The sequence below is a fragment of the Shimia sp. MMG029 genome (assembly GCF_027947445.1).
Classification (GTDB): Bacteria; Pseudomonadota; Alphaproteobacteria; order Rhodobacterales; family Rhodobacteraceae; genus Shimia.
The window spans coordinates 880,774-907,577 of the sequence record NZ_JAQJIM010000001.1 but is presented as its reverse complement, the minus strand read 5'-3'; the positions used below and the strand labels follow the sequence as shown (position 1 = coordinate 907,577).

Genomic DNA, 26,804 nt, shown 5'->3' with positions numbered 1-26,804 from the left:
GCGCATATTTTTAATTCAAAAAGTGCGGTCTGAGAGGTGAAGTAAGTTTTCTTGATCCAGATTGCTTGCTTTGCGTACTATCTCTCATAGGGGAAAGGAAAAGAACGCTTGTTCAAAAAAATGTTTACATAGGTCAGTAATTGCGACTTATTATAGCACCTATATTGGAAGAGACCGTCCAGCGAGGGGAGCGCAAGATGAGTATCCAAAAAGTATCCTTAAACGACCGGTTTGACCTGTCCAAAGACAGTGTGATGCTCAATGGCACGCAGGCTTTGGTGCGTTTGATGCTGATGCAGAAGGCGCGTGATGCGGAGGCGGGGCTTAACACGGCTGGGCATGTCACCGGGTATCGGGGCTCGCCGCTTGGGGCGGTCGACAGCCAGATGACCAAGGCTGAGAAGGTGCTGCGGGACTCCGACGTGCTGTTTCAAGCCGGGTTGAACGAAGATTTGGCGGCCACTGCTCTGTGGGGGAGCCAACAGGCCGAGCTGCGCGGGGAAGGCAAATTCGACGGGGTTTTTGGCCTTTGGTACGGCAAGGGTCCGGGCGTGGACCGCACCGGCGATGTGATGCGCCATGCCAATATGGCAGGCACCTCCAAACACGGCGGTGTGTTGATGGCGATGGGGGATGACCATACGGGCGAGAGTTCGACCGTGCTGCACCAGTCGGAGTGGGCGATGGTGGATGCCTACATGCCGGTTGTGTCCCCGGCTGGCGTGCAGGAAGTGATGGATTATGGCCTCTACGGGATCGCTCTAAGCCGATTTGCCGGCGTCTGGGTTGGTTTGAAGACCATGAAAGATACGATTGAGGCAACGGCTGTGGTGAACGGTGATCCGCATCGTTTGAGCTTTGTGGCGCCGGAGTTTGACATGCCTGAGGGCGGGCTCAACATCCGCTTGGGAGATACGCCCCACGCGCAAGAGTCTCGGATGATCGACTATAAGCGTTTCGCTGCGGAAGCCTTTAGCCGTGCCAACAGGATGGACAAGCGGATCTGGGGTAAGTCGGGTGCAAAGATCGGCTTTGTTGCGGCGGGTAAGAACTGGCTTGATCTGGTGCATGCGTTACAGCTTCTGGGCATCAACGAGGATGAGGCCGAAAGGCTTGGGATCACCACCTATAAGGTGGGGCAGACCTTCCCGATGGATATGACCACCTTCAACGAATGGGCTGAAGGGCTCGATCTCATTGTGGTGGTGGAAGAGAAGCGCAAGCTGATTGAGATCCAGATCAAGGAGGCGATCTTTGATGATCGGCGCGGGCGTCGGGTCTATGGCTGGTACAAAGGCGGTGCGGGGCTGATGGGGCGTGAAGAGCTGTTCCCAACCCGGGGCGCGCTGGATCCGATCATGATCGCCGAGAAGCTGGGCGAGATTCTGATTGAGGAAGGGCGCGGCACTGATGGGGTGAAGGCCGGAATGAACACGCTGCTCGAGGCCAAGCGCTCTGACAATGCCGAGGATATTGCGGTGCGCACGCCGTGGTTCTGTTCGGGGTGTCCGCACAACACCTCTACGAAAGTTCCAGAAGGCAGTCGCGCCTACGCGGGTATCGGTTGTCACTACATGGTGCAATGGATGGATCGCGAAACCAGCGGTTTTACCCATATGGGAGGCGAGGGGGCGAATTGGATCGGTGAGGCGCCGTTTTCCAAGACCAAACATGTGTTCCAGAACCTTGGGGATGGCACCTATAACCACTCCGGCATTCAGGCCATCCGCGCGGCGATGGCGGCGGGGACCAACATCACTTACAAGGTGCTTTATAATGATGCCGTAGCCATGACCGGAGGCCAGACCAACGAAGGTGACTTGAGCCCACAGCGCATTGCCAATGAGCTACGCGCGATTGGGATCAACGATCTGGCTGTGGTTTATGATGAAAAGGAAGAGGTAGACCAGAGCCTGTTCCCAACTGGCATCAGCTTTCATGAACGAGCTGATCTTAAAACTGTTGAGAAGACGTTCCGCGAGATTAGTGGCGTTACAGCTATTGTTTACGTCCAGACCTGCGCCAGCGAAAAGCGTCGCCGCCGCAAACGGGGCGCGTTTCCTGATCCGGATCGGAGGGTGTTTATCAACACTGATGTCTGCGAAGGCTGCGGGGATTGCGGCGTGCAATCCAACTGTATTTCGATTGAGCCGGTGGAAACGGAGCTGGGGCGCAAGCGCAAGATCAATCAATCCAGCTGCAACAAAGATTTCAGCTGTCTCAATGGGTTTTGCCCGTCTTTTGTGACCGTGGAAGGCGCAAAAATCCGCAAGGCGACGACGACGGCGGTCGACCTGCCAGAGATGCCGACACCAAAGCTAGCGCAGATCAACGGCACCCATAATGTGGTGATCACCGGTGTTGGCGGCACGGGCGTGGTGACCATTGGTGCGATCCTGTCACAGGCAGCACAGATCGACGGCAAGGCCGCCGCGATGATGGAGATGGCAGGGCTCGCCCAGAAGGGCGGTGCGGTGCATATCCATTGCCGGATTGCTGAAAGCAGTGATGACATTAGTGCCGTGCGTGTGGCTACGGGGGAATGTGATGCGCTGATCGGCGGTGATCTGGTGGTGAGTGCGGGTGCAAAAACCCTTGGCCTGACCAGCACAGGACGCACGGGTGCCGTGGTGAACAGCCATGAGATCATCACTGGCGATTTCACGCAGAACACCGAGTTCAAACTACCCTGCGGGCGGCTTGAGGTGGCGCTTCAGGCGCGGCTGCGTGAACAGCTGAGCATGTTTGACGCTTCAGAACTGGCGCGGGTTGTGCTGGGGGATGGGATCTTCTCCAACATGATGATCTTTGGCGCGGCCTGGCAGAAGGGGCTGGTGCCGCTGAGCCATAAGGCGATTATGTCCGCTATTGAACTAAACGGTGCGGCGGTTGAGAAGAACCTGCGCGCCTTTGAGGTTGGTCGCTGGGCGGTGCTTTATCCGGAGGATGCAGAGGCTTTGCTGACGCCGAAAGTGGTGCAGATGCCCAAAGGTCTGGAGGAAAAAATCGCCTTTCGTGCGGATCATCTTGTGAAATATCAGAACAAGCGCCTCGCGAAGAGATACCGCAAGCTAGTCGACAGCGTCTCTGACAAACGTCTGAAGGAAGCTGTGGCGAAGGGCTATCACAAGCTTCTGTCTTATAAGGACGAATATGAGGTGGCGCGCCTGCATCTGGAGAGCCGTGCCAAGGCCGAAGAGGTGTTTGAGGGGGATTTCACCATGAAATTCCACCTGTCGCCGCCCACACGGGCTAAGATGGGCGCCAATGGTCGGCCGGAAAAATCGGAGTTTGGCCCGAAGACTCTGGTTATCTTTAAGGTGCTGGCGAAGCTCAAAGGGTTGCGCGGTACGCCACTGGATCTGTTTGGCCGTACAGAAGAGCGCAAGATGGAGCGTGCGCTGATCAGGCAGTATGAATCTGACATGGCGAAAGTGATCTCAGAGCACGGCGAAAATGCGCATGAAGCGGCTGTGGCCCTGGCGGAATTGCCCTTGCAAATCCGCGGCTTTGGACCAGTGAAGCAGGAAAATGAAGCCAAAGCGGCGAAGCGTCGAGAAGAGCTTCTGTCCGCGCTGCGGGATGACAATCAGGTGAAGGCGGCAGCAGAATAGTTTCCGCTTGATAAGTGTAGTAGATCAGATGCCCGCCGCTGATGCAGCGGGCATTTTGCGCGCTGGACGATTTCAGCTAGAAACGAGGCGCTTGGTCAAAAAACTTTTGCATTTATGTCATATGCTCCGGGAACACAGAGACCAGAGACGACACATGCCCTCCAAACACCAAGTTGCCCGCGACATCAGCTATGCCTACTCCGCTCAGACCCGCAGCGGCCGTGCCATGATCCGTGTGATGGAGAACGCCACGGGACGGCTGCGCCTGATCAAGCGCGCTGAGGGCTATGAGACGGAAGTGGCAGCTGGGCGGGACTTCTGGGCGGTGATGCGTGAGCGTTATGGGCTGTCTCTGGATGTGGTGGGCGGGAGCCTCGACAATATTCCCAAAACCGGCCCGCTGATCATGATCGCCAATCATCCATACGGGATTTTGGATGGGCTGATGATGGGCAATATCCTCAGCCAGACGCGCGGCGATTTCCGCATTCTGGCGCATCAGGTGTTCCGCAAGGCCGAAGACCTCAATCGCGTCATTTTGCCTGTCAGCTTTGATGAGACCAAAGAGGCGGTGAAACAGAATCTCGAAACCCGCAAGACCGCGCTGAATTACCTGAAAGAGGGCGGAGCCATCGGGATTTTTCCCGGCGGTACGGTCAGCACGGCAGAGACACCTTTCGGCACGCCGCTTGATCCGGGCTGGCGCGGGTTTACGGCGCGGATGGTGGCAAAATCGGAGGCTACAGTGGTGCCTGTGTTCTTTGATGGACACACCAGTCGCTTGTTTCAGATCGCCAGCCATTTGCATTATACGCTGCGCATGGGCTTTCTGATCCGGGAGTTCAAAAAGCGGGTGGATACGCCGGTGCGCGTGGTGATTGGCGAACCAATTGACCGCAATGCGATAAACAGCCACGCCAAAGACACCAAGGCGCTCATGGACTTTCTGCGAGACAGCACTTATTCTCTTTCTCCCAAGCCCATTGCCAATTTTGGCTATGGATTTGAGTTTGAAGAAAAATACCGCGCCTGATCGCGGATAGAGGTGTGTTGTGGCAGTTGGAATTTTTGACAGTGGTCTGGGCGGTCTGACCGTTTATGACGCGGTGAGCAAGCGCTTGCCGGAGGTGCCGATTGTGTATTTCGGCGACAATGCGCATGCGCCTTACGGGGTGCGCAATGCAGATGATGTCTATGATCTGACCACCAAAGCGGTGGAGCGGATGTGGGACGCGGGCTGTGATCTGGTGATCCTCGCCTGTAACACCGCAAGCGCGGCCGCGCTGCGTCGGATGCAGGAAAGCTGGGTGCCGACGGACAAGCGGGTGCTGGGCGTTTTTGTGCCGCTGATTGAGGCGCTGACTGAGCGCAGCTGGGGCGACAATTCTCCGCCGCGTGAAGTGGATGTGCAGCATGTGGCGCTGTTTGCGACACCGGCCACCGTGGCAAGCCGCGCGTTTCAGCGCGAGTTGGCGTTCCGCGCGATTGGCGTGGATGTGGAAGCACAGGCTTGCGGCGGCGTGGTGGATGCCATTGAAGATGGAGATATGATTCTGGCCGAGGCGCTGGTGCGCAGCCATGTGGATGCGCTCAAACGCAAGATGCCCGAGCCGCAGGCAGCGATCCTGGGCTGCACTCATTACCCGATCATGCATGAGACCTTCCAAGATGCTTTGGGCGCAGGTGTAAAAGTGTATAGTCAGGCCAATCTGGTGGCAGAATCACTGACGGATTACCTGGAGCGGCACCCAACCATGATCGGGACGGGCGAAAAAAATATGTTCCTGACCACAGGCGACGTGCGCAAGGTCTCTGACCGGGCGACGCAGTTTTTGCGACGACGGATTTCCTTTGAATCGGCCTAACACCCGATCGTGAAGAGAGCCACATACGACCTGCGGGCGCAGGCTCTCGCAAAACTCCCAATTTTTGATTATTTACCCCGCAGGTGACGGGGTGGCCGGCTGAACAGCTGCGGCCAACAAGAGGAAAGAGGTCTTTGAGATGACCCATAAAATCGCAATTCTTGGCGCAAGTGGCTATACAGGAGCCGAATTGGTGCGTTTGATCGCCACCCATCCGAGCATGGAGATTGTGGCCCTGTCCGCAGATCGTAAGGCGGGCATGGAGATGTCTGTGGTGTTCCCGCATCTGCGTCATCTGGAGTTGCCGACCCTGTGTAAGATTGACGAGATTGATTTTGCCGATGTGGATCTGTGTTTCTGCGCCTTGCCGCATGCGACTTCCCAGAAGGTTATCAAGGCGTTGCCTTCTGACGTTAAGGTTGTCGACCTGAGCGCGGATTTCCGTCTGCGTGATCCAGAGGAATATGCCAAATGGTATGGCGGGCAGCATGATGCGCTCGAAATTCAGCAAGAGGCTGTCTATGGCCTTACCGAATTTTACCGCGAAGAGATCAAGGCGGCGCGGGTTGTGGCTGGGACTGGCTGTAACGCGGCCACCGGACAGTTTGCGCTGCGCCCACTGATTGAAGCCGGTGTGATTGATCTCGATCAGATCATTCTGGATCTGAAATGTGCAGTATCCGGCGCAGGGCGGTCCTTGAAAGAGAACCTGCTGCATGCGGAGCTGAGCGAAGGCTACCATGCCTATGCCATTGGTGGCACGCACCGGCATTTGGGCGAGTTCGATCAGGAATTCTCCAAGATTGCGGGGCGCGAGGTGAAGGTACAGTTCACCCCGCATCTGGTGCCTGCAAACCGGGGCATTCTGGCGACGGTTTATGTGCAGGGGGATGCGGCGGAAATCCATGCGGCCCTCGCGGCGGCCTATGGTGATGAGCCGTTCATCGAGGTTCTGTCCTTTGGCGAAGCGCCAAGCACGCGCCATGTGCGAGGCTCTAACTTCTGCCATATCGGCGTGACCGGAGACCGGATCGAGGGGCGCGCGATTGTGATTGCGGCGCTGGACAACCTGACCAAAGGGTCCAGCGGGCAGGCGTTGCAAAACGCCAACCTGATGTTGGGAGAAGAGGAAACCGCCGGCCTGATGCTGGCGCCTTGCTTCCCGTAAAATGCGCTGTGGCGCGGGAGACTAAAAATGAAGAGCCTGAAAAAGCAACGTCGGATCCAGGTGATCATCCTGACCTTCGTAGCCATGATCGTATCCACCGCCTTGATCGGCTATGCGATGCGAGATGGGATCAATTTCTTCCGCTCACCTTCTCAGGTGCTTGAAGAGCCTCCGGCGGCCAACGAAGTGTTCCGCATTGGCGGGCTGGTTGAGGATGGCACGCTGGTGCGGGCCGACGGGGAGACCGTGCGGTTTTCCGTAACAGATGGCGGCGCGTCGGTGCCTGTGACCTTCACCGGGATCCTGCCGGATCTGTTCAAAGAGAATGAAGGCATGGTGGGCACAGGCTCTTATGTGGACGGGGTGTTTGTGGCGACGGAAATCCTCGCCAAACACGATGAGACCTATATGCCCAAAGAGGTGGTAGACGCGCTCAAAGAGCAGGGCGTGTATCAGGAGCCTGAGAGCGAAGGCTGACCGCAGCCCCTTTCAACAGAGATTTGAACCCGCAGGTCTGACGGCTTGCGGGTTTTTCTATTTGCGCAACAGCAGCGTGCGGCGGGCTTGGAGGGGCTTAACGCAGGCGTGCCAGCTTGGCCGAGTCAGGCACAGGAGGGCGACAGAATGTTGAATGTGCAGCAAATCGCGCGGGAGATCGTGGCCCGCGAAGGAGGTTTTGTGGATGACCCGGATGATCCGGGCGGGGCGACCAACTTTGGCGTGACCATCTACACAGCGCGGCGGCTTGGATTGGACAAGGATGGGGATGGCGATGTGGATGTGGCAGATATCTGTGCGCTCACCCGGGAAGATGCGGAGCGGGTCTTTCTGAAACACTACTACGAGGCGCCGGGGATCAACGGTTTGCCGGAGGTTTTGCAGGCCTCAGTCTTTGACATGTATGTCAATGCAGGCGGCAATGCTGTGAAAATCCTGCAGCGATTGCTTGTGCAGATGGGGCAGCAGGTCACGGTGGACGGGCAGATTGGCCCGCAGACCATTGCTGCCTGTGAGGCGGCTGCCGCTCTGGCGCCGCATCATCTTGCCGATGCTTACGGGGTGGCGCGGCGGAACTATTATTTCCGGCTGGCGGACCTGCGCACCAAATCGCGCAAATACGCGCGCACGCGGGCGGGTCACAAAGGCGGGTGGATCAGGCGGGCGGAGGAATTCATCTCGCCTCGATATCACCTGAGTGCGGAGGAGTTTCAGAAACGGGTGGCCTCATGGGGTTGATTGAACGGGCGCTGTCCTTTGTGTTTGGCGGCGGGCGCAATGTGATTGCAGAGACCGCCGAGGTGTTTCGGGAGAACGCAGAAGCGGGGGCGCAGCGGGCGCAGGATGTGCAGATCGCGGCGATGCAGAGCCATGCGGAAGAGTTCCGGCAGGTTAACCGCGGGGTGTTTGACCGGCTGATGGACGGGGTCAACCGCCTGCCGCGCCCGGCCATGGCGATTGGCTGTCTGGCACTTTTTGTGGCGGCCATGGTGGATCCGGTGTGGTTTGCGGCGCGTATGACCGGCATTGCGCTGGTGCCTGATCCGATGTGGTGGCTTCTTGGGGTGATCGTGAGTTTCTATTTTGGCGCACGGCATCAGGCGAAAGGACAGGAATTTCAACGCAGTATGTCGCAAAGCTTGAAACAGGTGCCGCAGGTTGTGGAGGCCATTGAGACGTTGGAAAATATCCAGAAAAGAGCGGGGAATGCAGGCGCAGACGAGCGGACAGACACCCGTGCGCCAAGGGAGTGCGCAGAGGGGCCGGAAGGCGTGAAGAACCCTGTCCTAGATGATTGGCGCAAAACGGTTGGCTGAAGGCGCGACAATCTGGACCGAGATTCACGCCGAATTGCATTGGACCCTCGGGGAGGCAGGTCTATATAGACGCCATGATAGTAGAGCTCGGCCATTTCGCACTGATCCTAGCCGCCGTCACCGCCGTGGTGCAGGCAATCGTTCCTCTTGTTGGCGCGCATAAGCGATGGCCCGGTTGGATGACTGTGGCCGAACCGGCCGCGGGCTTGCAGTTCCTGTTTACAGGCTTCTCTTTTGCGGCGCTGACCTATGCCTTTGTGGTGTCTGATTTCTCCGTGCAGCTGGTGGTGAGCAACTCCCACACGCTGAAGCCCATGCTCTATAAAGTGAGCGGTGTCTGGGGGAACCATGAGGGTTCCATGCTGCTTTGGGTCTTTATCCTGACCATCTTTGGTGCTTGTCTGGCTTGGTTTGGCGGCAATCTGCCCGCAACCCTACGCGCCCGCGCTTTGGCGGTACAAGCTTCAGTTTCTGTTGCGTTTTTTGCCTTTATCCTTCTGACCTCCAACCCGTTTTTGCGGATGGATGTGGTGCCGTTTGATGGCGGCGATCTCAACCCGCTTCTGCAGGATGTGGGCCTCGCGCTGCACCCGCCGTTCCTCTATCTGGGGTACGTGGGTCTGAGCATGGCGTTCTCCTTTGCGATTGCCGCGCTGCTTGAGGGCCGTGTGGATGCGGCCTGGGGGCGCTGGGTGCGGCCCTGGACGCTGGCGGCTTGGGTGTTTCTGACCATCGGCATCGCGCTTGGCTCTTGGTGGGCCTATTACGAGCTGGGCTGGGGCGGCTTCTGGTTCTGGGATCCGGTGGAAAACGCCTCCTTCATGCCGTGGCTTCTGGCGGCGGCGCTATTGCACTCCGCCATTGTGGTGGAAAAACGTGAATCGTTGAAAAGTTGGACGATCCTGCTCGCGATCATGGCCTTCAGCTTCTCTCTGATCGGCACCTTCATTGTGCGCTCCGGTGTGATCACCTCGGTGCATGCCTTTGCCAATGACCCGGAGCGCGGTGTGTTCATTTTGGCCATTCTGGCGGTGTTCACCGGCGGGGGGCTGACCTTGTTTGCGGCACGGGCCGGGGCGATGGAGGCCAAGGGCGTGTTTGGGGTGGTCAGCCGGGAAACCGCGCTGGTGCTCAACAATATCCTGCTGGCGGTGTCCTGTTTTGTGGTCTTTATCGGCACCATTTGGCCGCTGGTGAGCGAACTTGCCTTTGCCCGAAAGCTGAGCGTGGGCCCGCCCTTCTTCAATATGGCGTTCACGCCTTTCATGGTGCTGCTTGGCGTGGCGCTTCCAATTGGTGCTATGCTGCCGTGGAAGCGGGCCAAGCTTGGTAAGGCGATGAAGCCGCTGACGCCCGCATTGATGTTGGCGATTGCGCTGGCCGGGCTGGCCTGGGCGATGCAGAGCGGACGGTCGCTTCTGGGGCCGGTTGGGCTGTTCCTTGGCGCATGGCTCGTCTTTGGTGCAGCCACGGATCTGCTCTCGCGCACCGGACGTGGCGATCTGCAGGCGCGTTTGTCCCGTATGACGCGGCTGCCACGGGCGGATTGGGGCAAGGCGGTGGCCCATGCGGGGCTTGGCGTGACCATGTTTGGCGTTGCCGGTCTGATGGCCTGGGAGCAGGAAGATATCCGTGTGGCGCAAATGAATGAGCCATACACAGTCGGCGCGTTTGAGATCACGCTTGAGAATGTGCGTGAGGTGGAAGGGCCGAATTACCTGAGCACCATGGCGGACATTCGCGTGCGCAGCGGCGGCCGCGAGATCGCCATGCTGCATCCGGAAAAACGCGTTTATCCGATTGCGGGAATGCCCACCACAGAGGCGGCAATTGACTATCGTGTGCTGCGCGATGTGTATCTGGCGCTTGGCGATGAGCAGCCGGGCGGCGCTTATACGGTGCGCACCTATATCAAGCCTTTGACCAACTGGATCTGGGTGGGGTCGCTCCTGATGGCGCTTGGTGGCTGTTTGAGCCTGAGTGACCGGCGTTACCGCGTGGCTGCGGGCGCGCGCAAAGCGCCAAGCGGCGGTGTGCCGGCGGAATGAGGTTTGAGATGTTGAACGCTTTACGCAGATTTGGAGCCGCCCTGACCGTGGCGTTTCTGATGGCAGGACCAAGCGCGGCTGTGCAACCTGATGAAGTTTTGGCCGATCCCGTTCTGGAAGAGCGTGCGCGTGAGATTTCCAGGGACCTGCGCTGTCTTGTTTGCCGCAATGAAAGCATTGATGAGAGCAATGCGCAGCTGGCACGCGATTTGCGTCTGTTGGTACGTGAGCGCCTTATGGCCGGGGACAGCAACGAAGGTGTGGTGGACTTTGTGGTTGACCGCTACGGCGAATACGTACTGCTGCGCCCGCGCACGTCTGGCAGCAATCTGGTGCTATATTTGGCTGGCCCGGTCATGCTGATAATTGCCCTTTTTGTCGGCCTGTCCTACGCCCGCCGGCGTTCTGTCGCGGTTACGATTTCAGAGAGTAAGTTAACTGCGGATGAAACCGCGCGCTTGCAAGAGATTCTGAAAAAGTGACGTAGCATTCCTCTTGTATATGGGGGGGAAGCTAAGCTGTAATATGAGGGACTTGGAGGGACCTCATGGACTATCAAACACTCACCTATTCGCTTCAGAATGGCGTGGCGTTAATCACGCTCAACCGACCTGAAACACTAAATGCCCTGACACAACAAATGCGTGCTGAAATTACAGACGCAGTTCTCGCAGCGGGGAGAGAAGCGCGTGTCATGGTCTTGACTGGAGCGGGGAAGGCATTTTGTTCGGGCCAAGATCTCGGGGACAGTTCAAACGCCGCCAATCTTGACCTGGAACGGACACTTCGAGACGAGTATATGCCAATGATCCGTGCTCTTCGCGAGCTGCCGATCCCAACGATTTGTGCCGTGAACGGCCCCGCTGCGGGCGCCGGCGCAAACCTTGCCTTGGCTGCGGATGTGGTGATCGCAACGGAAAGCGCTTATTTCATGCAAGCCTTTTCAAGAATTGGCCTGATGCCAGACGCCGGGGGGACCTATGAGCTGCCGCGTGCGATGGGAGCGGCCAAAGCGATGGGTGCGGCGCTTTTTGCTGATAAGATTTCTGCAAAACAGGCGGATGACTGGGGCATGATTTGGGAAGCAGTGCCTGACACCGAGTTTGAAAAACAATGGCACGCGCGTGCACGTCATTTGGCCGAGGGTCCGACGCTTGCATACAAAGAAATCAAACGCGCGATACAAGAAAGTTATGGCAACGACTGGACTGCTCAAATGGAGCAAGAATCAAAGCGTCAGGGCAAGCTTGGCAAAACCCGGGATTTCCAAGAGGGCGTGGTTGCCTTTCTGGAAAAGCGCCCCGCGAGCTACGAGGGGCGCTGAGGCGATCAAAGCTGTTTGAGCCGTTTCATCAGGGCCAGCGCTTCGGGCGTTGGCCTTTGTTCTATGCGGCGGTAGATGCGGCCATCTATGGTGCGCTCAGCAAGCTTGTGGTCGATCAGGGAGCGGCGCAGCAGTACGTGATCGTCAAAGGCCAGCCCGTCTTTCAGAACGGCATTGACCTCTTTTTCACTGAGATCCTGATGGGCGGGCATGCGCGCCCAGAAGGGCCAGAGACAGAGGCCCTGCACTTTGGTCCATTTCGGCCAGCGAAACATCCTGCCATTTTCGTCAAACACCCGAAGAGCGCGTTTGAGCGCCAGTTCATCCAGCGCAGGCACCGTTTTGGTGGCCGTGTTGCGCAGGTGCTGATGGTTCTGAAATCCGGCGGCCTTGGCCACCAGACCCATCATCGCCGCGTGACCGGGCAGGGCGTCTTGTCCTGCAAGAGAGCGCCGAAGCTGTTTGGTGAAGGCCGAAATATCGGCCACATAGAGTGGGGTCACGTCTTTGGACATGAGCGCATCCTTTTGGCTGGCGTGTGTCCCGAGAGGCGAAAAGCCTAAGCCGGGGTCGATGGCCGCCCTTGTCGACGACACGCGCAAAAGCATGCTGTCGGCTCATAAAATCGCAGGTTTAGCAAAGTCAGACTGACCGGCGGCGCCTGGGTGAACTGCGGACCCTGACGCCACCCTAGTCATCGCGCCAAACGCATGCAACGGGTTTTGCGCGTGGCAGGCCGCAAGAGGTTCCCTGCGGCCTGCTGGTTTGGTTGGGGGGCTGTTAGGCTATGGTTAGAAGCACATCGGATGCGTCCAAGCCTGCCGCATCGCCTGCGATACGTGCCATCACCACACCATTCGCCAGAACCTGGGTTTCGCCTCCAGTGCGCTCAAGGGTGATCGTTGGTGACGGTTGATCGTCTTCATAAAAGACTGAGAGGACATCTTCGTTTACGTCAAAATCGGTGATAACCGGGGCATCTTCGTCAATCCAATGCCCGATTTGAAACAGGTCCATTCCTTCGCCACCGGTTGCGGTATCCCCTTCGCCGAGCAAAAGTTCGTCATTGCCGCCGCCGCCGTCCAGCACGTTGGCTTCCTCTTCCGTTGGCTCCTCGAACTCGAGCGGACCTGAAGCGGCACGATCTCTGTAGACATCGCCAATCTCAATTTCGCGGTTCGAGATGTCGGCACCTATGAGTACGTCATTGCCCGGGCCACCGTTGAGTGTATCGTTGCCTGAATACCCGCGAAGAGTGTCATTGCCCTCGCCGCCGCTCAGGAGGTCGTCGCCTTCGCCCCCAGCTAGAACGTCGTCGTCCAAGTCGCCGCGCAGGGTGTCATCTCCGGTGAAGCCGAACAGGAAATCTCGTCCTTCACGGCCATTGAGCGTGTCATTACCACCTTCACCAGAAAGGATATCGTGCCCTGATGTGCCCGAAATTGCGTTGTCGCTGTCGTTGCCTTCACGCAGCAAGCCGGTTTCACCCTCATCTTCGCCTTCGGTCACACGAATTGGGGTGTCAGAAACCGCTTCATCACCATCATCGTCGTCGCTGATTAATCCGCCAGCAGCCAGCCCGACGAGAAGAAGGCCAAACATCCACATTCTACTTACTCCATCCAGTACGTTGTGCGCCTAGCAGGCGACAAATTTGCTTTGACTTGGATTGGACGCGCGACCGCTGTTTCTGAAATCACCAGAAACCGTGAGTTTTTCAACCGATTGTTCTGAATATGGCAAAGGGCAGTGGTAGCGAGTCAAAATGTTCCAAATCAAATATCTCTAGAAGCATACATTGCACGTTAAACGTGTCAAAACTTTGTCTCGAAATCTAATTTCTCACACCTATAAGGCGATTTCGATGCGTCGTTTAGCAAAAAAGAAAACGCGCCGAAAAGGATCGGCGCGTTTGAAAATGTCTGACTGATGCTACGCTTAGCGGTTTTCGATGTCCACATACTCGCGCACGTCTTCGCCCAGGTACAGCTGCCGTGGGCGACCGATCTTGTGCGCCGGATCAGAAAGCTGTTCTTTCCACTGGGAAATCCAGCCTACGGTGCGGGACAGCGCGAAGATTGGTGTGAACATGGAGGTCGGGAAGCCCATCGCCTCCAGAATAATCCCAGAGTAGAAGTCCACGTTCGGGAAGAGCTTTTTGTCCTTAAAGTAGGGGTCGTTCAGAGCGATGTGCTCCAGCTCTTTGGCAACCTGCAGCAGCGGGTTGTCTTCGACGCCCAGCAGCTCCAGTACCTCGTCTGCGCTTTCTTTCATCACGGTCGCGCGTGGGTCCATGTTTTTGTAAACACGGTGGCCAAAGCCCATCAGACGGAACGGATCGTTCTTGTCTTTGGCGCGGGCGATGTATTCTGGGATGCGATCCACAGAACCAATTTCTTTTAGCATTTCCAGGCAGGCCTGGTTTGCGCCGCCATGTGCAGGCCCCCAAAGACAGGCGATGCCTGCCGCGATACATGCAAATGGGTTTGCACCGGAAGAGGAGGCCAGACGTACGGTAGAGGTCGAGGCGTTCTGTTCGTGGTCGGCGTGCAAGGTAAAGATACGGTCCATCGCGCGCGAGAGGATCGGGTTCACCTCATAGTCTTCCGCAGGCACAGCAAAGCACATGCGCAAGAAGTTGGACGCGTAATCCAGATCATTGCGCGGAGAAACAAATGGCTGGCCGATTGTGTACTTATAGGCCATCGCTGCGATGGTTGGCATCTTCGCGATCAGGCGGTGCGATGCGATTTCACGCTGGCGTGGATCGTTGATGTCGGTGCTGTCGTGGTAGAAGGCAGACATGGCCCCAACCACACCAACCATGATCGCCATGGGGTGCGCATCGCGACGGAAGCCGCGGAAGAAATTCACCATCTGCTCGTGCAACATGGTGTGATGCGTGATGGTGTTTTCGAACTCTTCCAGTTCAGTTGTCGTTGGCAATGTGCCGTAAAGCAGCAGGTAGCACACTTCTAGGTAGTGTGACTTGCCAGCCAAGTCACCAATCGCATAGCCGCGATGGGTGAGTACACCTTCTTCGCCGTCAATATATGTGATCGTGGATTCACAAGAGGCTGTCGAGGTGAAGCCAGGATCGTATGTAAAGACACCAGCTTGCGCATAAAGTTTACGGATATCCAGCACATCCGGACCGGACGTTGGAGAATGTACCGGCAAGTCGTAAGACGCATCATCAATCGTTAGCGTCGCGGTTTTCTTTGTCTCGGACATGGCTGTTTCCCTTCTTATCGAGCCGGGACCGCACAGCGATCCCAGCAGCTTTGTCTTCGTGGTGGATTAATGCGCGGTTAATGGCGCAAAACCCTCCACCTTTATTCGGCGACGTCAGACAGACGCGCGAGCGTTTCCTCGCGTCCCAAGACCAGCATCATGTCAAACACGCTGGGGGTCGCTGCACGGCCAGCCAGCGCAGCCCGAAGCGGGCCGGCCATCTTGCCGAACTTGATTTCTTTGGCTTCAGAAAAGCTGCTCGTTACAGCCTCAAGCCCTTCACGCGTCCAGCTAGCATTTTGCAGCTGCGGCGTCAATTCTTTCAGTATACCACGGGATACTGGATCAAGATTTTTTGATGCCTTTTCCTCAACGTCAAGCGGGCGTGACGCCAGCGCAAATTGCGCTTTTTCAAGGAGATCTGGGAAAGTTTTGGCCCGATCTTTCAAGCAATACATCGCCTCCCGTAGTAATACGGATTGGGCGTCTGTCAGCGGAGTCAGCCCCGCGGCGGCTCGAAATGCGATGATTTCTTGCAGCAATGCAGCATCGTCTGAAACCGCGATATGTTGGCCGCAGATGTTTTCCAGTTTCTTGGTGTCAAATCGGGCGGGGCTTTTGCCAATTCCGTCCAAATCGAACCATTCTTTGGCCTGAGCGTCGCTAAAGAACTCATCATCTCCGTGGCTCCAGCCCAGGCGGGCAAGATAGTTGCGCATGCCGGCGGCTGGATACCCCAATGCTTGATATTCGTGCGCCCCCGTCGCACCATGCCGTTTAGACATTTTTTTACCGTCCTGACCATGGATCAAGGGGATATGTGCCCAGACTGGCACGTCCCAGCCCATGGCCTCATAGATCATCATCTGGCGTGCGGCATTGTTGAGGTGATCATCCCCGCGGATCACATGGGTCACGCCCATGTCATGGTCATCAACAACAACTGCCAACATGTAGACCGGCGTGCCATCCGAACGTAACAGGACCATGTCATCGAGCTGGTCGTTACGTATGGTCACATCGCCTTGAACCTGATCGCGGATCACGGTGTTGCCGTCACGGGGCGCTTTGATGCGCACCACAAATGGCGCGTCCGGGTGGCTTTCCGGCGCGGCGTCCCGCCAAGGGCTTTGATAGAGCGTAGATTTTCCAGCGGCGCGGGCCTCTTCACGGAAGGCGGCGATTTCGTCTTGTGTGGCAAAACACTTGTAGGCTTTGCCCTCAGACAGCAATTGCAGTGCAACCTCTGCGTGGCGGCTCGCAGCTTCAAACTGGCTTGCAACGTCGCCATCGTGATCCAACCCCAACCAGGACAGACCATCCAAAATGGCTGTGGTCGCTTCCGGTGTGGAACGCTCGCGGTCGGTGTCCTCAATACGCAGAAGGAATTTGCCCCCGCGGCCGCGGGCATAAAGCCAATTGAACAGCGCCGTACGCGCGCCGCCAATGTGCAAAAATCCAGTGGGAGAAGGGGCGAAACGGGTGACGACCTGGCCTGTCATAGCGGGCTTAACCTTTCAGTAACCATGTGTGATTTAGCGTGTTTGGCACTGTCTAGCGACACGGCTGGGAGAGAACAAGGCTTGCGCATGTTTACGCCGCTGCGCCAATCGGTTCTGCAGCAGCGCGGGCACTTGTTTTGTTGGGTGCCCGTAGGGTTGGCGGTTGGCATCGGTCTGTATTTTTCCCTGCCTGTAGAGCCGGCGGGATGGCTTCTTTCGGCTGCGGCGTTGATTGCTGGGTGTCTCGCGCTTTTTACACGCAAACAAGAAGCGGATGTGTCCGCCTGTCTGTGGGGCGCAGTCATGATCGCAATGGGGGTTGCCGTAGCGGGCGCGCGCGCGCATTGGGTGGCAGGCCCCGTGCTGGGGTTTCGCTACTACGGTCCCATCGAAGGAAGTGTTGTCGCAATAGATCGTTCAGCCTCCGATGCGGTGCGACTGACTTTGGAACAGGTTCGTTTGGCGCGAGTAGCGCCAGAGCACACACCAACGCGTGTCAGAATTTCTTTACACAGCAAAGAAGCAGGTGTCGTTGCCAAACCCGGCATGCTCGTTGGTACAACAGGCCACCTTTCCCCACCATCAGGGCCGGTCGAACCGGGGGGATTTGATTTTCAGCGCCACGCGTGGTTTCAACAAATAGGCGCTGTAGGCTACACCCGTGTTCCGGTTGTCCGGCTGGCACCCGAACGCGTGGGCGGTGGCATCTATGGCTTTCGCATGCAATTGTCCAAAGCCATTCAGATCAGAATGCCCCAGAATGTGGCAGGTGTCGCTGCGGCCATCACTACCGGTGATCGGTCTGCCATACCCAAAGAAACCACAGAGATCTTGCGTGGTGCCAATCTTGCGCATCTGCTGGCGATTTCAGGGCTTCATATGGGATTGCTGTCTGGATTTGTGTTTGGTGCAATCCGTTTTGGGCTTGCATTGGTGCCCTACGTGGCGTTGCGGCTAAACACAAAGAAAGTCGCAGCGATTTGTGCGCTCCTTGCCGCAGCAGGCTATCTTGTACTGTCTGGCGGCAGCGTCTCAACCGAACGGGCCTTTGTGATGACGGCCGTCGTCTTGACTGCTGCGTTGTTGGACAGGCGTGCATTCACTTTGCGGGCAGTCGCAGTGGCTGCGGTTGTTGTTTTGTTGCTCAGGCCGGAAGCACTGCTTGGCCCGGGCTTTCAAATGTCTTTTGCTGCGACAGCTGCTTTGATTGGGGTGTTTGGCTGGCTCCGGCACACAAAGCTCCCGCGTGGTCCGCGCTGGGTGTCATCTGTCTTTGCGGTGGTTTTGTCTTCATTTGTCGCAGGGATCGCAACGGCCCCGTTCGCGGCGTTCCATTTCAATCACATCACCCACTACGGGCTATTGGCCAATGTGCTTTCGGTTCCGGTGATGGGTGCCATTGTGATGCCCTCTGCGGCTGTTGCGGCCGTGTTTGCACCGCTTGGACTGGAGCAAATTCCGCTCTGGGTGATGGCACAGGGACTACATTGGATCGTGACTGTCGCGGATTTTGTAAGCGGATTGGAGGGCGCGCGCGGCTCGGTGAAGACGGGAGGTGCTTGGGTGCTGCCTTTGCTCTCGCTTGGTGGCGTAACACTCTTACTGTGGCAGGGACATGCACGGTGGTGCGGTATGGTGCTGGTGGCAATCGCGATTTGGACATGGCATGCAGCCCCGCGTCCGGACATATTGGTTTCAGACACAGGTGGGTTGGTCGGGGTGATGACACCGGCGGGGCGCGCGCTGTCAAAAGCCAAAGGGCAGGGGTTCGTGGCGCGCAACTGGCTCGAAAATGACGGCGATATGCGCTCTCAAGATGCGGCTGCGGAAAACTGGAACGCAACAGGTATGGCAAGAGGTTCGCTGAACGTGATTCATGTCCAGGGTAAGCGCGGGCTCGCCGCATTTGTTGCGTGCATCGAAAACGACTTTATCGTTTTTTCGGAGGACTTCGAGGGCGAGCTGCCTTGCGCCTATACAGATGCGCAAGAGTTGAAAGAAAGCGGTGCGATTGCCGTCTACCTGAATGGCGCAGAGGCAAAACGCATAACGGCCCGCGAAATCGCAGGCCGCAGAATTTGGAACGATGCGCGCATACGCAAGAACGTGCACAGCGCTCAATAGGTGCGGATCAGGCCCACAAGTTTGCCCTGCACTTTCACCTTGTTGTCAGGGTAAACGCGGGTTTCATACGCAGGGTTTGCCGCTTCCAACGCGATGGAGCTGCCGTTGCGGTGAAAGGTTTTTAGCGTTGCCTCCTGATCTTCTACCAGTGCCACAACGATGTCACCGTTGTCCGCTGTCGATGTCTCAGAAATGATAACGATATCTCCATCATTGATGCCCGCGTTGATCATGGAGTCACCTTTGACTTCCAGCGCGTAGTGGCTTGCGCCAGCAGCAAGCATCTGCCCCGGAACCGCCACATGGTGATCTACGTGACTTATGGCTTCAATTGGTACACCGGCTGCGATCTTGCCCATCACCGGCAGCTCACGCGCTGCCAACATCACCGCATCTGGGCTCAGGTTCGCAGGCACGGTCGGTGATGGGTGAGGCCCATCAATCACCTTGGGTTGGAAACTCGAAGTGGGGGCTGATGGCATGCCACCCATGCTTTCGGGCAGTTTCACAATCTCGATGGCGCGGGCGCGATGGGCGAGACGGCGGATAAAGCCGCGCTCTTCCAGTGCGGTGATCAGCCGGTGAATGCCGGATTTGGAGCGCAGATCGAGCGCATCCTTCATTTCGTCAAAGCTGGGTGGCACCCCGTCGCGTTGCAGACGGGTGTGAATGAACTCCAGCAAGTCCAGTTGCTTCTTGGTTAACATGCTCGACGACCCCCTTTTGCAAAGTGTCTTAAGCTTGTTCTACGCATGTTCTCGTTTTGTGTCAAAACCTTTTGAGAACATAGCAGAAACACAAGCTGAAAAGACACGACTGATCAGGTGGTTATGTCAGAGCGGGAGGTAGGATACCTCTGTTCCGGCGGGCAGTTCCGGGCTGTTTGGCTCGCAAATCAGCAGGGCGTTTGCGTCAGACAGAATGGAAAGCAGCGAGCTGTCTTGGTTATCAAAGGTCACAAGGCCACGTGGGCTGACATGGGCGCGCATGTAATGTTCGCGGGGGCCATTGGCCGGAGCGCGAGCTGCGAGGGTGGTGGTCTGATGCGGTGTGGGGGCTTGGCCAAGCCCGAGCATGGCCCGGATCACCGGAAGCACAAAGACATGGCCGCAGACCATGGCAGAGACCGGATTGCCTGGCAGGCCGATCATCATAGCGCCATTGGCCATGGTGCCCGCCATCAGCGGTTTGCCCGGACGCATGGCAATCTTGTAGAAACTGCGTTGCATGCCCAGATCCTGCGCCACTTTGCCCACGAGATCATGATCGCCCACAGACGCGCCGCCAATGGTGATCAGAAGATCGGCATCATCCACCAAGGCGAAGGCCGCTTTGAGAGAGGCTTCTGTGTCCCGTGCGATGGGCAGAAGGCGTGCCTCCGCACCGGCGTCGCGCAGCATAGCCTGAAGTCCAAAGCTGTTGGAGGCGATGATCTGATCGGGGCCGGGTGTTTCGCCCGGCATCACCAGCTCGTCGCCGGTGGAGAGGATCGCCACTTTGGGACGGCGTGTCACGGGCACGGAGGCGATGTTCATCGACGCCATGAGCGCGATGTCCGAGGGGCGCAGCACGCGGGGTGCGTCGATGGTTTGCCCAACTTTGAAATCGCCACCCAAGGGGCGGATGTGAAACCCTTTGTCGAGATTTTCAGACAGGGTGATGGTGTCGCCGTCGCGGGTGACATCCTCCTGAATGATCACGCGCGTTACGCCTTCTGGCACAGGCGCGCCGGTGAAAATCCGCACGGCTTCGCCCGCGCCCACCTTGCCATCAAAAGCATGGCCCGCGGCGGCCTCTCCAATCACCTGATACTGCGCGCCGGGAACAACCCCTTCGGCGGCCACCCCGTAGCCGTCCATCGCGGAGGCGGAAAACGGTGGCTGGTCACGTTTGGCCGAGACAGGTGTTGCCAGCACACGGCCATTGGCCTCTGACAGCGGGACAAGCTCGCTGTTCAGCGTTGGGGTGAGGGTAAAAAGGTTGGAGAGCGCTTCGCTGACTGCAATCATTTCGCTTCGTAACGTCCTGATTTTCCGCCGTCTTTGAGGATGACGCGGATGCCACCGATCTCCATATCTTTGTCCACGGCCTTAGACATGTCATATACCGTCAGCGCGGCGACATTCACCGCGGTGAGGGCTTCCATCTCCACACCGGTTTGTCCGGTGGTCTTTACGGTGGCTTCAATGCGCACGCCGGGCAAGTCGGCATCCGGTGTCAGCTCGACAGCGACTTTGGTGATCGGCAGCGGGTGGCACAGGGGGATCAGGTCAGCACATTTCTTGGCGCCCATGATGCCCGCGAGGCGGGCAACGCCAAGCACGTCGCCTTTCTTGGCGCGGCCTTCGGCGATGATGTCATGGGTGGCGGGCGCCATCTTGACCCAGCCCTCAGCCGTCGCAATGCGGGAGGTCACAGCCTTTTCTGAGACGTCCACCATATGGGCGTCGCCTTTGCCGTCAAAATGGGTGAGACCAGAGCTGTGGCTGCTCATCACATGCCGCCCATGGCGTTGAGCGGGTTGGCCAGAAGCGTGCGGGTGGCGCTGGCGACATCGTCCTGACGCATCAGGCTTTCGCCGATCAGGAAGGTGCGTGCGCCATAGCGTGCCATATCGGCCAGTTCGGCAGGGGTGTTGAGCCCGCTTTCACAGACGATCAGACGGTCTTCGGGCACCAGTTTAGAAAGCTGGCGCGTGGTATCGAGCGTGGTCTCAAAGGTTTTGAGATTGCGGTTGTTGATGCCCATCAGCGGGGATTTGAGCTGGCTTGCGCGCTCCAGTTCTTCGGCGTCATGCACTTCGAGCAGGACATCCATGCCCCATTCAAAAGCACAGGCCTCAAGCTCTTGCGCCTGACTGTCGCTCACCGAAGCCAGGATGATCAGAATGCAGTCCGCTCCCAGTGCGCGGGCTTCGGCCACCTGATAAGTGTCATACATGAAGTCCTTGCGCAGCGCCGGCAGGTTGGTGGCCTCACGCGCCTCGGTCAGGAAGGATTTCTGCCCCTGAAAGCTTGGCGTGTCGGTCAGTACCGACAGGCAGGTTGCGCCGCCGTCCTCATAGGCTTTGGCCAGCAGAGGTGGGTTGAAGTCTTCGCGGATCAGCCCTTTGGAAGGAGACGCTTTCTTGACTTCGGCAATCAGACCGTAGCCTGAGCGGCTCGCCTTTTGCAGCGCATCCGCGAACCCACGCGTTGGGCTGGCTTCACGCGCCTCCGCTTCGACGGCCTCAAGCGATTTAGACGCCTTATCGGCTGCCACTTCTTCCAGTTTATAGGCTTTGATCTTGTCGAGTACGGTTTCGGTCATGCATGCGTCCAGTCGATAAGAGGCTCGCCGCGCTGCGTGAGCCAGGTGTTTATTGCCGAAAACGGGCGAGAGCCAAAGAATCCGCGTCGCGCAGACAGAGGCGAAGGATGTGCCGTTTCGATCATCAGATGTTGGCTGCCATCTTTAGGCGCTTGGATGTGTGTTGCAAGAGCTTGTGCCTGTTTTCCCCAAAGAACAAAAGCACATGGCCGAACAGAGACCTCCGAAAGAACCTGATGTGCAAGCGCCTGAAAGCCCAATGACTTATGTCCGTTTGCCTCTCCCGCAGGGACGGTGAGCACGGTGTTGAGCAGCAGAACACCCTGGCTGGTCCAATGGCGCAGATCGCCTGTCAGAGGGGCAGCGCCAATATCGGCGATCATCTCTTTGTAGATGTTGTTGAGCGAGCGTGGCAGCGGGCGCACGTCTGGCTCCACAGAGAAGGCCAAGCCGTGGGCATGGCCGGGCGTGGGATAGGGATCTTGCCCGAGAATGACCACACGCACCTGATCCGCGCACAGGGCCTCAAGCGCGGCAAAACGTTGATCGGATGGAGGTAGGATGTCGCGCGGGTCTTGAGCAATGGTTTGCGCGATGCGCGGCCAGTCATCCTCAAAGAAAGGCAGATGCGCCCAAGCGGAAGGAATGGGAGTGTCCATCATTCTGTCTCCCGCATGGGCGTTGGTGTTGTCTGTATTTGCACCGCGCGGATCACGCGGCAGAGGTGACTTTGGCCAATGCAGCGACTTTGCCTTTGGCTGCACCGCTGTCGATGCTTTCGCGTGCTTTTTCAACGCCTTCTTTCAGGTCGCCCGCAGCGTCTGCCACCACAAGCGCGGCTGCGGAGTTCAACAGGACCGCATCGCGATACGCGTTTTGCGCGCCATCCAGAAGCGCGCGGAAGGCATTGGCGTTGTCCTCTGGCGCGCCGCCTACGATGGCCTCAAATGGATGCACAGGCAGACCGGCGTCTTCGGGGTGCAACTCCACGTCTTTGATAGTGCCGTCTGTCTCAAGTGCCGAAACCCAGCTCACGCCGGTGATGGTCAGCTCATCGGTGCCGTCAGAGCCATGCACCAGCCAAGCACGCTCGCTGCCCAATTGGCCAAGCGTTTCGGCCATGGGGCGAATGAGGTCGCGGGTGAAAGCGCCGGTCAGTTGGCGTTTGACGCCTGCCGGGTTGGTGAGTGGGCCAAGAATGTTGAAGATTGTGCGGGTACCGAGCTCTGCACGGGTTGGCATCACATGGGCAATCGCGGGGTGATGCATGGGCGCCATCATGAAGGCAATGCCGCAGCTTTCTAACGCTTTTTCAACCACTTCCGGCCCAACCATAACGTTAATACCCATTTGGGTTTGAACATCCGCAGTGCCAGATTTGGAGCTGAGATTGCGGTTGCCGTGTTTGGCCACGGGAACGCCAGCGCCAGCCACTACGAAGGCCGTGGCGGTGGAGATGTTGAGCGTGTGCTTGCCATCCCCCCCGGTGCCAACGATGTCGATGGCCCCAACGGGGGCTGTCACCGGATTGCATTTGGCGCGCATGACTGCGGCGGCGGCGGCATATTCATCCACCGTTTCGCCACGGGTTCGCAGCGCCATCAGCAGGCCGCCCATCTGGCTTGGTGTTGCCTCGCCTTCAAACAGCAGGGAGAAAGCGGCCTCGGCCTCGTCGCGCGACAGGGGGCGATCCGCGGCCGCGCCGATCAGCGTTTTGATATCATGGCTCATGCGGCGGCCCCTTTCGGGGAAGGCATCATGTCCAGGAAGTTTTTCAACATCGCATGGCCGTGTTCGGAAGCGATTGATTCTGGATGGAATTGCACGCCTTGGATGGGCAGCTCTTTGTGCTGCAGACCCATGATGGTGCCATCTTCAAGTTCTGCCGTGATTTCAAGACAGTCCGGGAAAGTTTCGCGGTCCACCACCAGCGAGTGATAGCGGGTGGCCTCAAACGGACTGGGCAGACCTGCGAACACGCCTTTGCCGGTGTGCTTCATGGTGCCCATCTTGCCGTGTACGATCTCATGACAGCGCACGACGTTGCCGCCAAAGGCCTGACCGATGGTCTGATGGCCCAGACATACGCCCATAAGCGGGGTGCGGGTTTCTGCGGCTGCTTCGGTCAGGGCAAGGCAAATGCCCGCCTGATCGGGATCACAGGGGCCGGGAGACAGCAAAATGCCCGAAGGGTTCATACCCATCGCGTCCTGTACCGTCAGCGCGTCGTTTCGCCAGACCTGCACATCTGCGCCCAACTCGCCCAGATAATGCACAAGATTGTAGGTGAAACTGTCGTAATTATCGATCAGAAGCAGCATTTTGTCGGTTCTTATCCTAAAGATGCGAAAGGGGTGGAGGCGAAGGGCCTGCTCGCGGTATACATGCTCAGGCTTGGCGCAGAGGGTCAAGAGGGGCACAGGCAGGTTCGCCCCGGAAAATGATAGAAAGAAGGGCAGAGAGCGATGTTGCGCGGATTTTTGGCTGGTGTGTTCTGGGGCGTGGTCCTGATTGGTGGCGTGCTTGCGGCGGCGTCTTTGCTGTCCCCTTTACCGGCGACGGTACAGCCACAGACCACAGCGGTGGCACCACAAGACGGGCAGAAGGTGTCGGTGCCCGCTACAGCATTGGACACGACTTCTCAGCGAGACTCAACGGTTGAGGGGGCGCCGGGAGCTGCGGTTCCTGAAGTTGAGGCAGAGGATGGGCCTCCTTTGGCGATCACTGATTCTGCACCAAAGCCAGAACCAGAGACACCGGATGCTGAACTGGCTGCGCCCGCGCAGATTGTTGGGAGCGGAGCTGTTGAAATTGAAGAAGAATCTCCGGTTTTGCCCAACCCTCAATCGCAAACGCCAGCGGCGCCTGAGGCGGAAACGGAGTTGTCCATTTCAACCAATCCGGCGCAACCCGCAGCGCCTGCGCCGTTGTCTGGGGAGGCATTTGAGACCCCTGTGGCGCCTGCGGTGCCAGAAGAGGCGCCCTTGGAGGAGGTTGTGATTGTCGATCCGGTTGACGATGCGGCACCGGCAGAGGCCGCTTCTGTTGAGGCGGATGAGGCAGAAACGCAGAGCGCGGAAACTGCGGCTGTCGAAGCTGAGAGTACCGCAGACACGGCAGTGATTGTGCTGGATGAGCTGCCAGAAGGCGCTGAAAAAGAAGAAGAATCTTCTCTGGTGTCTGAGGCGGTGCCAAGCCCTGTTGCAGAGGATCTGTCCCCTCAAGCAGAGGCGGAAGAGGTGCTGGAAGATGAAAGCGCGACAGCGTCGTTGCTGAAACCTGCTGGCAACTTGAACGAGACCTATCCGCAACTGAAATCCTCCCGTTTGCCCTCTGTTGGTGATGATGCGGCAGAGGGTGTGACCGCGGCGGCACCTGCGGCGTCCGCCAGTCTGCGCCCCGTCGAGGCAAACGCGGAAGGCTTTGAAAACACAGAGAATAAACCGGTGATGTCGATTGTTCTGGTGGACACTGGGGAACATAGTTTTGACATGGAAGCCTTGGAGAGCTTTCCATATCCGTTGAGCATTGCGGTGAGCACACTTGATCCGCAAGTCACTGAAAAGGCGGCAAACTATCGTTTGCGCGGGTTTGAAGTGCTGGCCATGGTGGACATGCCTGCAGAGGCGAGCGCGTCAGATGTGGAGCAGGCCATGCAGGCGCATTTGTCGGTTTCTGATGGGTTTGTCGGCATCATGGAAGGTCTGACGGATGGGCTTCAAGGCAGCAAGGTCGTGAGCGATCAGGTCGCTCAGGCTCTATTGGGAAGCGGACATGGATTGCTGATGTTTCCCAATGGTTTAAATACAGCACAGAAGCTTGCAGCAAAGGAGGGCGTGCCCTCTGTCAGTGTGTTCCGAGACTTTGATGATGCCGGTCAGACAGCCGTTGTGATGCGCCGTTTCCTTGACAATGCGGCCTTTAAGGCAGGTCAAGAAGATGGCGTGGTTATGGTGGGGCGCCTGCGCGATGAGACCATTTCTGCCCTGCTGCTCTGGGCGCTTCAGGATCGGGCAGGGACGGTGGCGATGGCGCCGATTTCAGCGACTTTCCAAACCATAAACTGATCTTTCTGAGGGGCGAACGACTCAAAGGTTAACGCCCCTTTTTGCCCAGAATTTCACGTCGGTATTGCGTCGGTATCCCAACGGTATTGCGGAGGTGCATTTCGCGGGGCTTCCGCCATTAACAAAGCGTGCGCATAAGAGGCACCATACGCAACGTTTTTAGACCTCAACAGGCAGGCTGCCTGCGGTTTTGAGTTGTCGCATGATGAAGTTGGTGGTGGTCGTGCGCACAACGCCAAGACGCAGAATTTCTTTCATGATGAATTGTTCCAGCATCTCAGGATCGCGTGCCACAACCTTCAGGACAAAATCAAAGTCGCCGGTGATCGAGGCACATTCGAGCACCTGTTCGTTTTGGGCGATAAAACTCTGAAATGTGTCGATTGATTCTTCGCTGTGATCAATCAGAGAGATCTGGACATAGGCGAAGGCATTGAGCCCCAGTTTCTTGCCATCCAGAATAGCTGCGTAGCGCAGGATGAAGCCGTCCTCTTCCAGCCGTTTCACACGTCGCCAGCAGGGAGAAGGAGAAAGCCCAACCGTGTCCGACAGCTCTTGCGTGCTGGCGCGGCCGTTGCGCTGGAGTAGTTTTAGGATCAGCCGTTCGAAGTGGTCGAGCATATCTTGCCTCACATTTGCGCTTGGTGGGTGAATTTTACCTCAAACCAAGTGATTTTGGGAAGAACAGAAAAATATTTGTCCGACTTGCGGCCTACCATGGTCTTGCGAGGAGGA

Annotated in this window: 24 protein-coding genes; 12 read left to right on the top strand and 12 right to left on the bottom strand. The window is 57.7% G+C overall.

Features of this window, described 5'->3' with window-relative positions:
• Window positions 1-197 precede the first annotated feature (197 nt).
• From PJL69_RS04375 to PJL69_RS04330, 10 genes are all read left to right on the top strand, one after another.
• Window positions 198-3,614, top strand: coding sequence for an indolepyruvate ferredoxin oxidoreductase family protein (locus PJL69_RS04375; protein WP_271308556.1), 3,417 nt, complete (start codon window positions 198-200; stop codon window positions 3,612-3,614).
• Between the two features lie 154 nt (window positions 3,615-3,768).
• A complete protein-coding gene (locus tag PJL69_RS04370; protein ID WP_271308555.1) occupies window positions 3,769-4,647 on the top strand; it encodes a lysophospholipid acyltransferase family protein in 879 nt (292 codons plus the stop codon).
• Window positions 4,648-4,666: 19 nt separating this feature from the next.
• Window positions 4,667-5,479: a glutamate racemase gene (locus PJL69_RS04365; protein WP_271308554.1), complete on the top strand. Its 813-nt coding sequence runs from the start codon at window positions 4,667-4,669 to the stop codon at window positions 5,477-5,479.
• Between the two features lie 139 nt (window positions 5,480-5,618).
• The gene (argC, locus tag PJL69_RS04360) at window positions 5,619-6,647 is read left to right on the top strand and encodes an N-acetyl-gamma-glutamyl-phosphate reductase (protein WP_271308553.1); all 1,029 of its coding nucleotides are present in this window, start codon (window positions 5,619-5,621) and stop codon (window positions 6,645-6,647) included.
• Between the two features lie 27 nt (window positions 6,648-6,674).
• A complete protein-coding gene (gene ccmE / locus PJL69_RS04355) occupies window positions 6,675-7,124 on the top strand; it encodes a cytochrome c maturation protein CcmE (RefSeq protein WP_209062379.1) in 450 nt (149 codons plus the stop codon).
• Between the two features lie 147 nt (window positions 7,125-7,271).
• Complete coding sequence (locus tag PJL69_RS04350) at window positions 7,272-7,883, top strand: holin-associated N-acetylmuramidase (protein WP_271308552.1); 612 nt, start codon at window positions 7,272-7,274, stop codon at window positions 7,881-7,883.
• Window positions 7,874-8,461, top strand: coding sequence for a holin family protein (locus tag PJL69_RS04345; protein ID WP_271308551.1), 588 nt, complete (start codon window positions 7,874-7,876; stop codon window positions 8,459-8,461). Before PJL69_RS04350 ends, PJL69_RS04345 begins: the two co-directional genes overlap by 10 nt.
• A 74-nt stretch (window positions 8,462-8,535) precedes the next feature.
• On the top strand, window positions 8,536-10,509 hold the full coding sequence (locus PJL69_RS04340; RefSeq protein ID WP_271308550.1) for a heme lyase CcmF/NrfE family subunit: 1,974 nt from the start codon (window positions 8,536-8,538) through the stop codon (window positions 10,507-10,509).
• Between the two features lie 8 nt (window positions 10,510-10,517).
• Window positions 10,518-10,991: a cytochrome c-type biogenesis protein gene (locus PJL69_RS04335; RefSeq protein WP_271308549.1), complete on the top strand. Its 474-nt coding sequence runs from the start codon at window positions 10,518-10,520 to the stop codon at window positions 10,989-10,991.
• A 65-nt stretch (window positions 10,992-11,056) separates the two neighbouring features.
• Window positions 11,057-11,833, top strand: coding sequence for an enoyl-CoA hydratase-related protein (locus PJL69_RS04330; RefSeq protein WP_271308548.1), 777 nt, complete (start codon window positions 11,057-11,059; stop codon window positions 11,831-11,833).
• A gap of 5 nt (window positions 11,834-11,838) precedes the next feature.
• On the opposite strand, the gene PJL69_RS04325 is transcribed toward PJL69_RS04330, so the two are convergent.
• From PJL69_RS04325 to gltX, 4 genes are all read right to left on the bottom strand, one after another.
• Complete coding sequence (locus tag PJL69_RS04325) at window positions 11,839-12,348, bottom strand: DUF2087 domain-containing protein (protein ID WP_271308547.1); 510 nt, start codon at window positions 12,346-12,348, stop codon at window positions 11,839-11,841.
• Between the two features lie 265 nt (window positions 12,349-12,613).
• Window positions 12,614-13,435 (bottom strand): calcium-binding protein, encoded by an 822-nt coding sequence (locus PJL69_RS04320; protein ID WP_271308546.1) that lies wholly within the window; start codon window positions 13,433-13,435, stop codon window positions 12,614-12,616.
• A 336-nt stretch (window positions 13,436-13,771) separates the two neighbouring features.
• Window positions 13,772-15,067 carry a citrate synthase gene (gene gltA / locus PJL69_RS04315; protein ID WP_271308545.1) on the bottom strand — a complete coding sequence of 432 codons (1,296 nt, stop codon included), beginning with the start codon at window positions 15,065-15,067 and terminating at the stop codon, window positions 13,772-13,774.
• Between the two features lie 101 nt (window positions 15,068-15,168).
• Window positions 15,169-16,569 (bottom strand): glutamate--tRNA ligase, encoded by a 1,401-nt coding sequence (gene gltX, locus PJL69_RS04310; protein WP_271308544.1) that lies wholly within the window; start codon window positions 16,567-16,569, stop codon window positions 15,169-15,171.
• A gap of 87 nt (window positions 16,570-16,656) precedes the next feature.
• On the opposite strand from gltX, the gene PJL69_RS04305 reads away from it, so the two are divergent.
• Complete coding sequence (locus PJL69_RS04305; RefSeq protein ID WP_271308977.1) at window positions 16,657-18,693, top strand: ComEC/Rec2 family competence protein; 2,037 nt, start codon at window positions 16,657-16,659, stop codon at window positions 18,691-18,693.
• On the opposite strand, the gene lexA is transcribed toward PJL69_RS04305, so the two are convergent.
• From lexA to PJL69_RS04270, 7 genes are all read right to left on the bottom strand, one after another.
• Complete coding sequence (gene lexA / locus PJL69_RS04300; RefSeq protein WP_271308543.1) at window positions 18,687-19,400, bottom strand: transcriptional repressor LexA; 714 nt, start codon at window positions 19,398-19,400, stop codon at window positions 18,687-18,689. The two genes, PJL69_RS04305 and lexA, sit on opposite strands and share 7 nt — an antisense overlap.
• A 126-nt stretch (window positions 19,401-19,526) precedes the next feature.
• Window positions 19,527-20,702, bottom strand: a complete 1,176-nt coding sequence (locus PJL69_RS04295; RefSeq protein WP_271308542.1) for a molybdopterin molybdotransferase MoeA — start codon at window positions 20,700-20,702, stop codon at window positions 19,527-19,529.
• Entirely contained in the window at window positions 20,699-21,187 is a 489-nt protein-coding gene (gene moaC, locus PJL69_RS04290; protein WP_271308541.1) for a cyclic pyranopterin monophosphate synthase MoaC, read from the bottom strand. Before moaC ends, PJL69_RS04295 begins: the two co-directional genes overlap by 4 nt.
• On the bottom strand, window positions 21,187-22,002 hold the full coding sequence (gene trpC, locus PJL69_RS04285; protein ID WP_209095945.1) for an indole-3-glycerol phosphate synthase TrpC: 816 nt from the start codon (window positions 22,000-22,002) through the stop codon (window positions 21,187-21,189). The genes moaC and trpC overlap by 1 nt, the downstream gene beginning before the upstream one ends.
• The gene (locus tag PJL69_RS04280; RefSeq protein WP_271308540.1) at window positions 21,999-22,664 is read right to left on the bottom strand and encodes a uracil-DNA glycosylase; all 666 of its coding nucleotides are present in this window, start codon (window positions 22,662-22,664) and stop codon (window positions 21,999-22,001) included. Before PJL69_RS04280 ends, trpC begins: the two co-directional genes overlap by 4 nt.
• A 49-nt stretch (window positions 22,665-22,713) precedes the next feature.
• Window positions 22,714-23,733: an anthranilate phosphoribosyltransferase gene (gene trpD / locus PJL69_RS04275; RefSeq protein WP_271308539.1), complete on the bottom strand. Its 1,020-nt coding sequence runs from the start codon at window positions 23,731-23,733 to the stop codon at window positions 22,714-22,716.
• Window positions 23,730-24,323: an anthranilate synthase component II gene (locus PJL69_RS04270; RefSeq protein ID WP_271308538.1), complete on the bottom strand. Its 594-nt coding sequence runs from the start codon at window positions 24,321-24,323 to the stop codon at window positions 23,730-23,732. Before PJL69_RS04270 ends, trpD begins: the two co-directional genes overlap by 4 nt.
• 144 nt (window positions 24,324-24,467) lie before the next feature.
• On the opposite strand from PJL69_RS04270, the gene PJL69_RS04265 reads away from it, so the two are divergent.
• Window positions 24,468-26,069, top strand: a complete 1,602-nt coding sequence (locus PJL69_RS04265) for a divergent polysaccharide deacetylase family protein (RefSeq protein WP_271308537.1) — start codon at window positions 24,468-24,470, stop codon at window positions 26,067-26,069.
• Window positions 26,070-26,228: 159 nt separating this feature from the next.
• Here PJL69_RS04265 and PJL69_RS04260 read toward each other — a convergent pair whose 3' ends face one another.
• Window positions 26,229-26,690, bottom strand: a complete 462-nt coding sequence (locus tag PJL69_RS04260; RefSeq protein ID WP_271308536.1) for an Lrp/AsnC family transcriptional regulator — start codon at window positions 26,688-26,690, stop codon at window positions 26,229-26,231.
• Window positions 26,691-26,804: the final 114 nt, after the last annotated feature.

Excerpts from the sequence above, each read along its gene's own strand:
- PJL69_RS04260 (WP_271308536.1), bottom strand. The coding sequence starts at position 26,690 with ATGCTCGACCACTTCGAACGGCTGATCCTAAAACTACTCCAGCGCAAC.
- PJL69_RS04340 (WP_271308550.1), top strand. The coding sequence starts at position 8,536 with ATGATAGTAGAGCTCGGCCATTTCGCACTGATCCTAGCCGCCGTCACC.
- PJL69_RS04375 (WP_271308556.1), top strand. The coding sequence starts at position 198 with ATGAGTATCCAAAAAGTATCCTTAAACGACCGGTTTGACCTGTCCAAA.
- trpC (WP_209095945.1), bottom strand. The coding sequence starts at position 22,002 with ATGACCGAAACCGTACTCGACAAGATCAAAGCCTATAAACTGGAAGAA.
- trpD (WP_271308539.1), bottom strand. The coding sequence starts at position 23,733 with ATGAGCCATGATATCAAAACGCTGATCGGCGCGGCCGCGGATCGCCCC.
- PJL69_RS04370 (WP_271308555.1), top strand. The coding sequence starts at position 3,769 with ATGCCCTCCAAACACCAAGTTGCCCGCGACATCAGCTATGCCTACTCC.
- PJL69_RS04305 (WP_271308977.1), top strand. The coding sequence starts at position 16,657 with ATGTTTACGCCGCTGCGCCAATCGGTTCTGCAGCAGCGCGGGCACTTG.
- PJL69_RS04325 (WP_271308547.1), bottom strand. The coding sequence starts at position 12,348 with ATGTCCAAAGACGTGACCCCACTCTATGTGGCCGATATTTCGGCCTTC.
- PJL69_RS04295 (WP_271308542.1), bottom strand. The coding sequence starts at position 20,702 with ATGATTGCAGTCAGCGAAGCGCTCTCCAACCTTTTTACCCTCACCCCA.
- PJL69_RS04270 (WP_271308538.1), bottom strand. The coding sequence starts at position 24,323 with ATGCTGCTTCTGATCGATAATTACGACAGTTTCACCTACAATCTTGTG.
- PJL69_RS04345 (WP_271308551.1), top strand. The coding sequence starts at position 7,874 with ATGGGGTTGATTGAACGGGCGCTGTCCTTTGTGTTTGGCGGCGGGCGC.
- gltA (WP_271308545.1), bottom strand. The coding sequence starts at position 15,067 with ATGTCCGAGACAAAGAAAACCGCGACGCTAACGATTGATGATGCGTCT.
- PJL69_RS04280 (WP_271308540.1), bottom strand. The coding sequence starts at position 22,664 with ATGATGGACACTCCCATTCCTTCCGCTTGGGCGCATCTGCCTTTCTTT.
- gltX (WP_271308544.1), bottom strand. The coding sequence starts at position 16,569 with ATGACAGGCCAGGTCGTCACCCGTTTCGCCCCTTCTCCCACTGGATTT.
- PJL69_RS04350 (WP_271308552.1), top strand. The coding sequence starts at position 7,272 with ATGTTGAATGTGCAGCAAATCGCGCGGGAGATCGTGGCCCGCGAAGGA.
- PJL69_RS04330 (WP_271308548.1), top strand. The coding sequence starts at position 11,057 with ATGGACTATCAAACACTCACCTATTCGCTTCAGAATGGCGTGGCGTTA.
- PJL69_RS04335 (WP_271308549.1), top strand. The coding sequence starts at position 10,518 with ATGTTGAACGCTTTACGCAGATTTGGAGCCGCCCTGACCGTGGCGTTT.
- PJL69_RS04320 (WP_271308546.1), bottom strand. The coding sequence starts at position 13,435 with ATGTTTGGCCTTCTTCTCGTCGGGCTGGCTGCTGGCGGATTAATCAGC.
- lexA (WP_271308543.1), bottom strand. The coding sequence starts at position 19,400 with ATGTTAACCAAGAAGCAACTGGACTTGCTGGAGTTCATTCACACCCGT.
- PJL69_RS04265 (WP_271308537.1), top strand. The coding sequence starts at position 24,468 with ATGTTGCGCGGATTTTTGGCTGGTGTGTTCTGGGGCGTGGTCCTGATT.
- moaC (WP_271308541.1), bottom strand. The coding sequence starts at position 21,187 with ATGAGCAGCCACAGCTCTGGTCTCACCCATTTTGACGGCAAAGGCGAC.
- ccmE (WP_209062379.1), top strand. The coding sequence starts at position 6,675 with ATGAAGAGCCTGAAAAAGCAACGTCGGATCCAGGTGATCATCCTGACC.
- argC (WP_271308553.1), top strand. The coding sequence starts at position 5,619 with ATGACCCATAAAATCGCAATTCTTGGCGCAAGTGGCTATACAGGAGCC.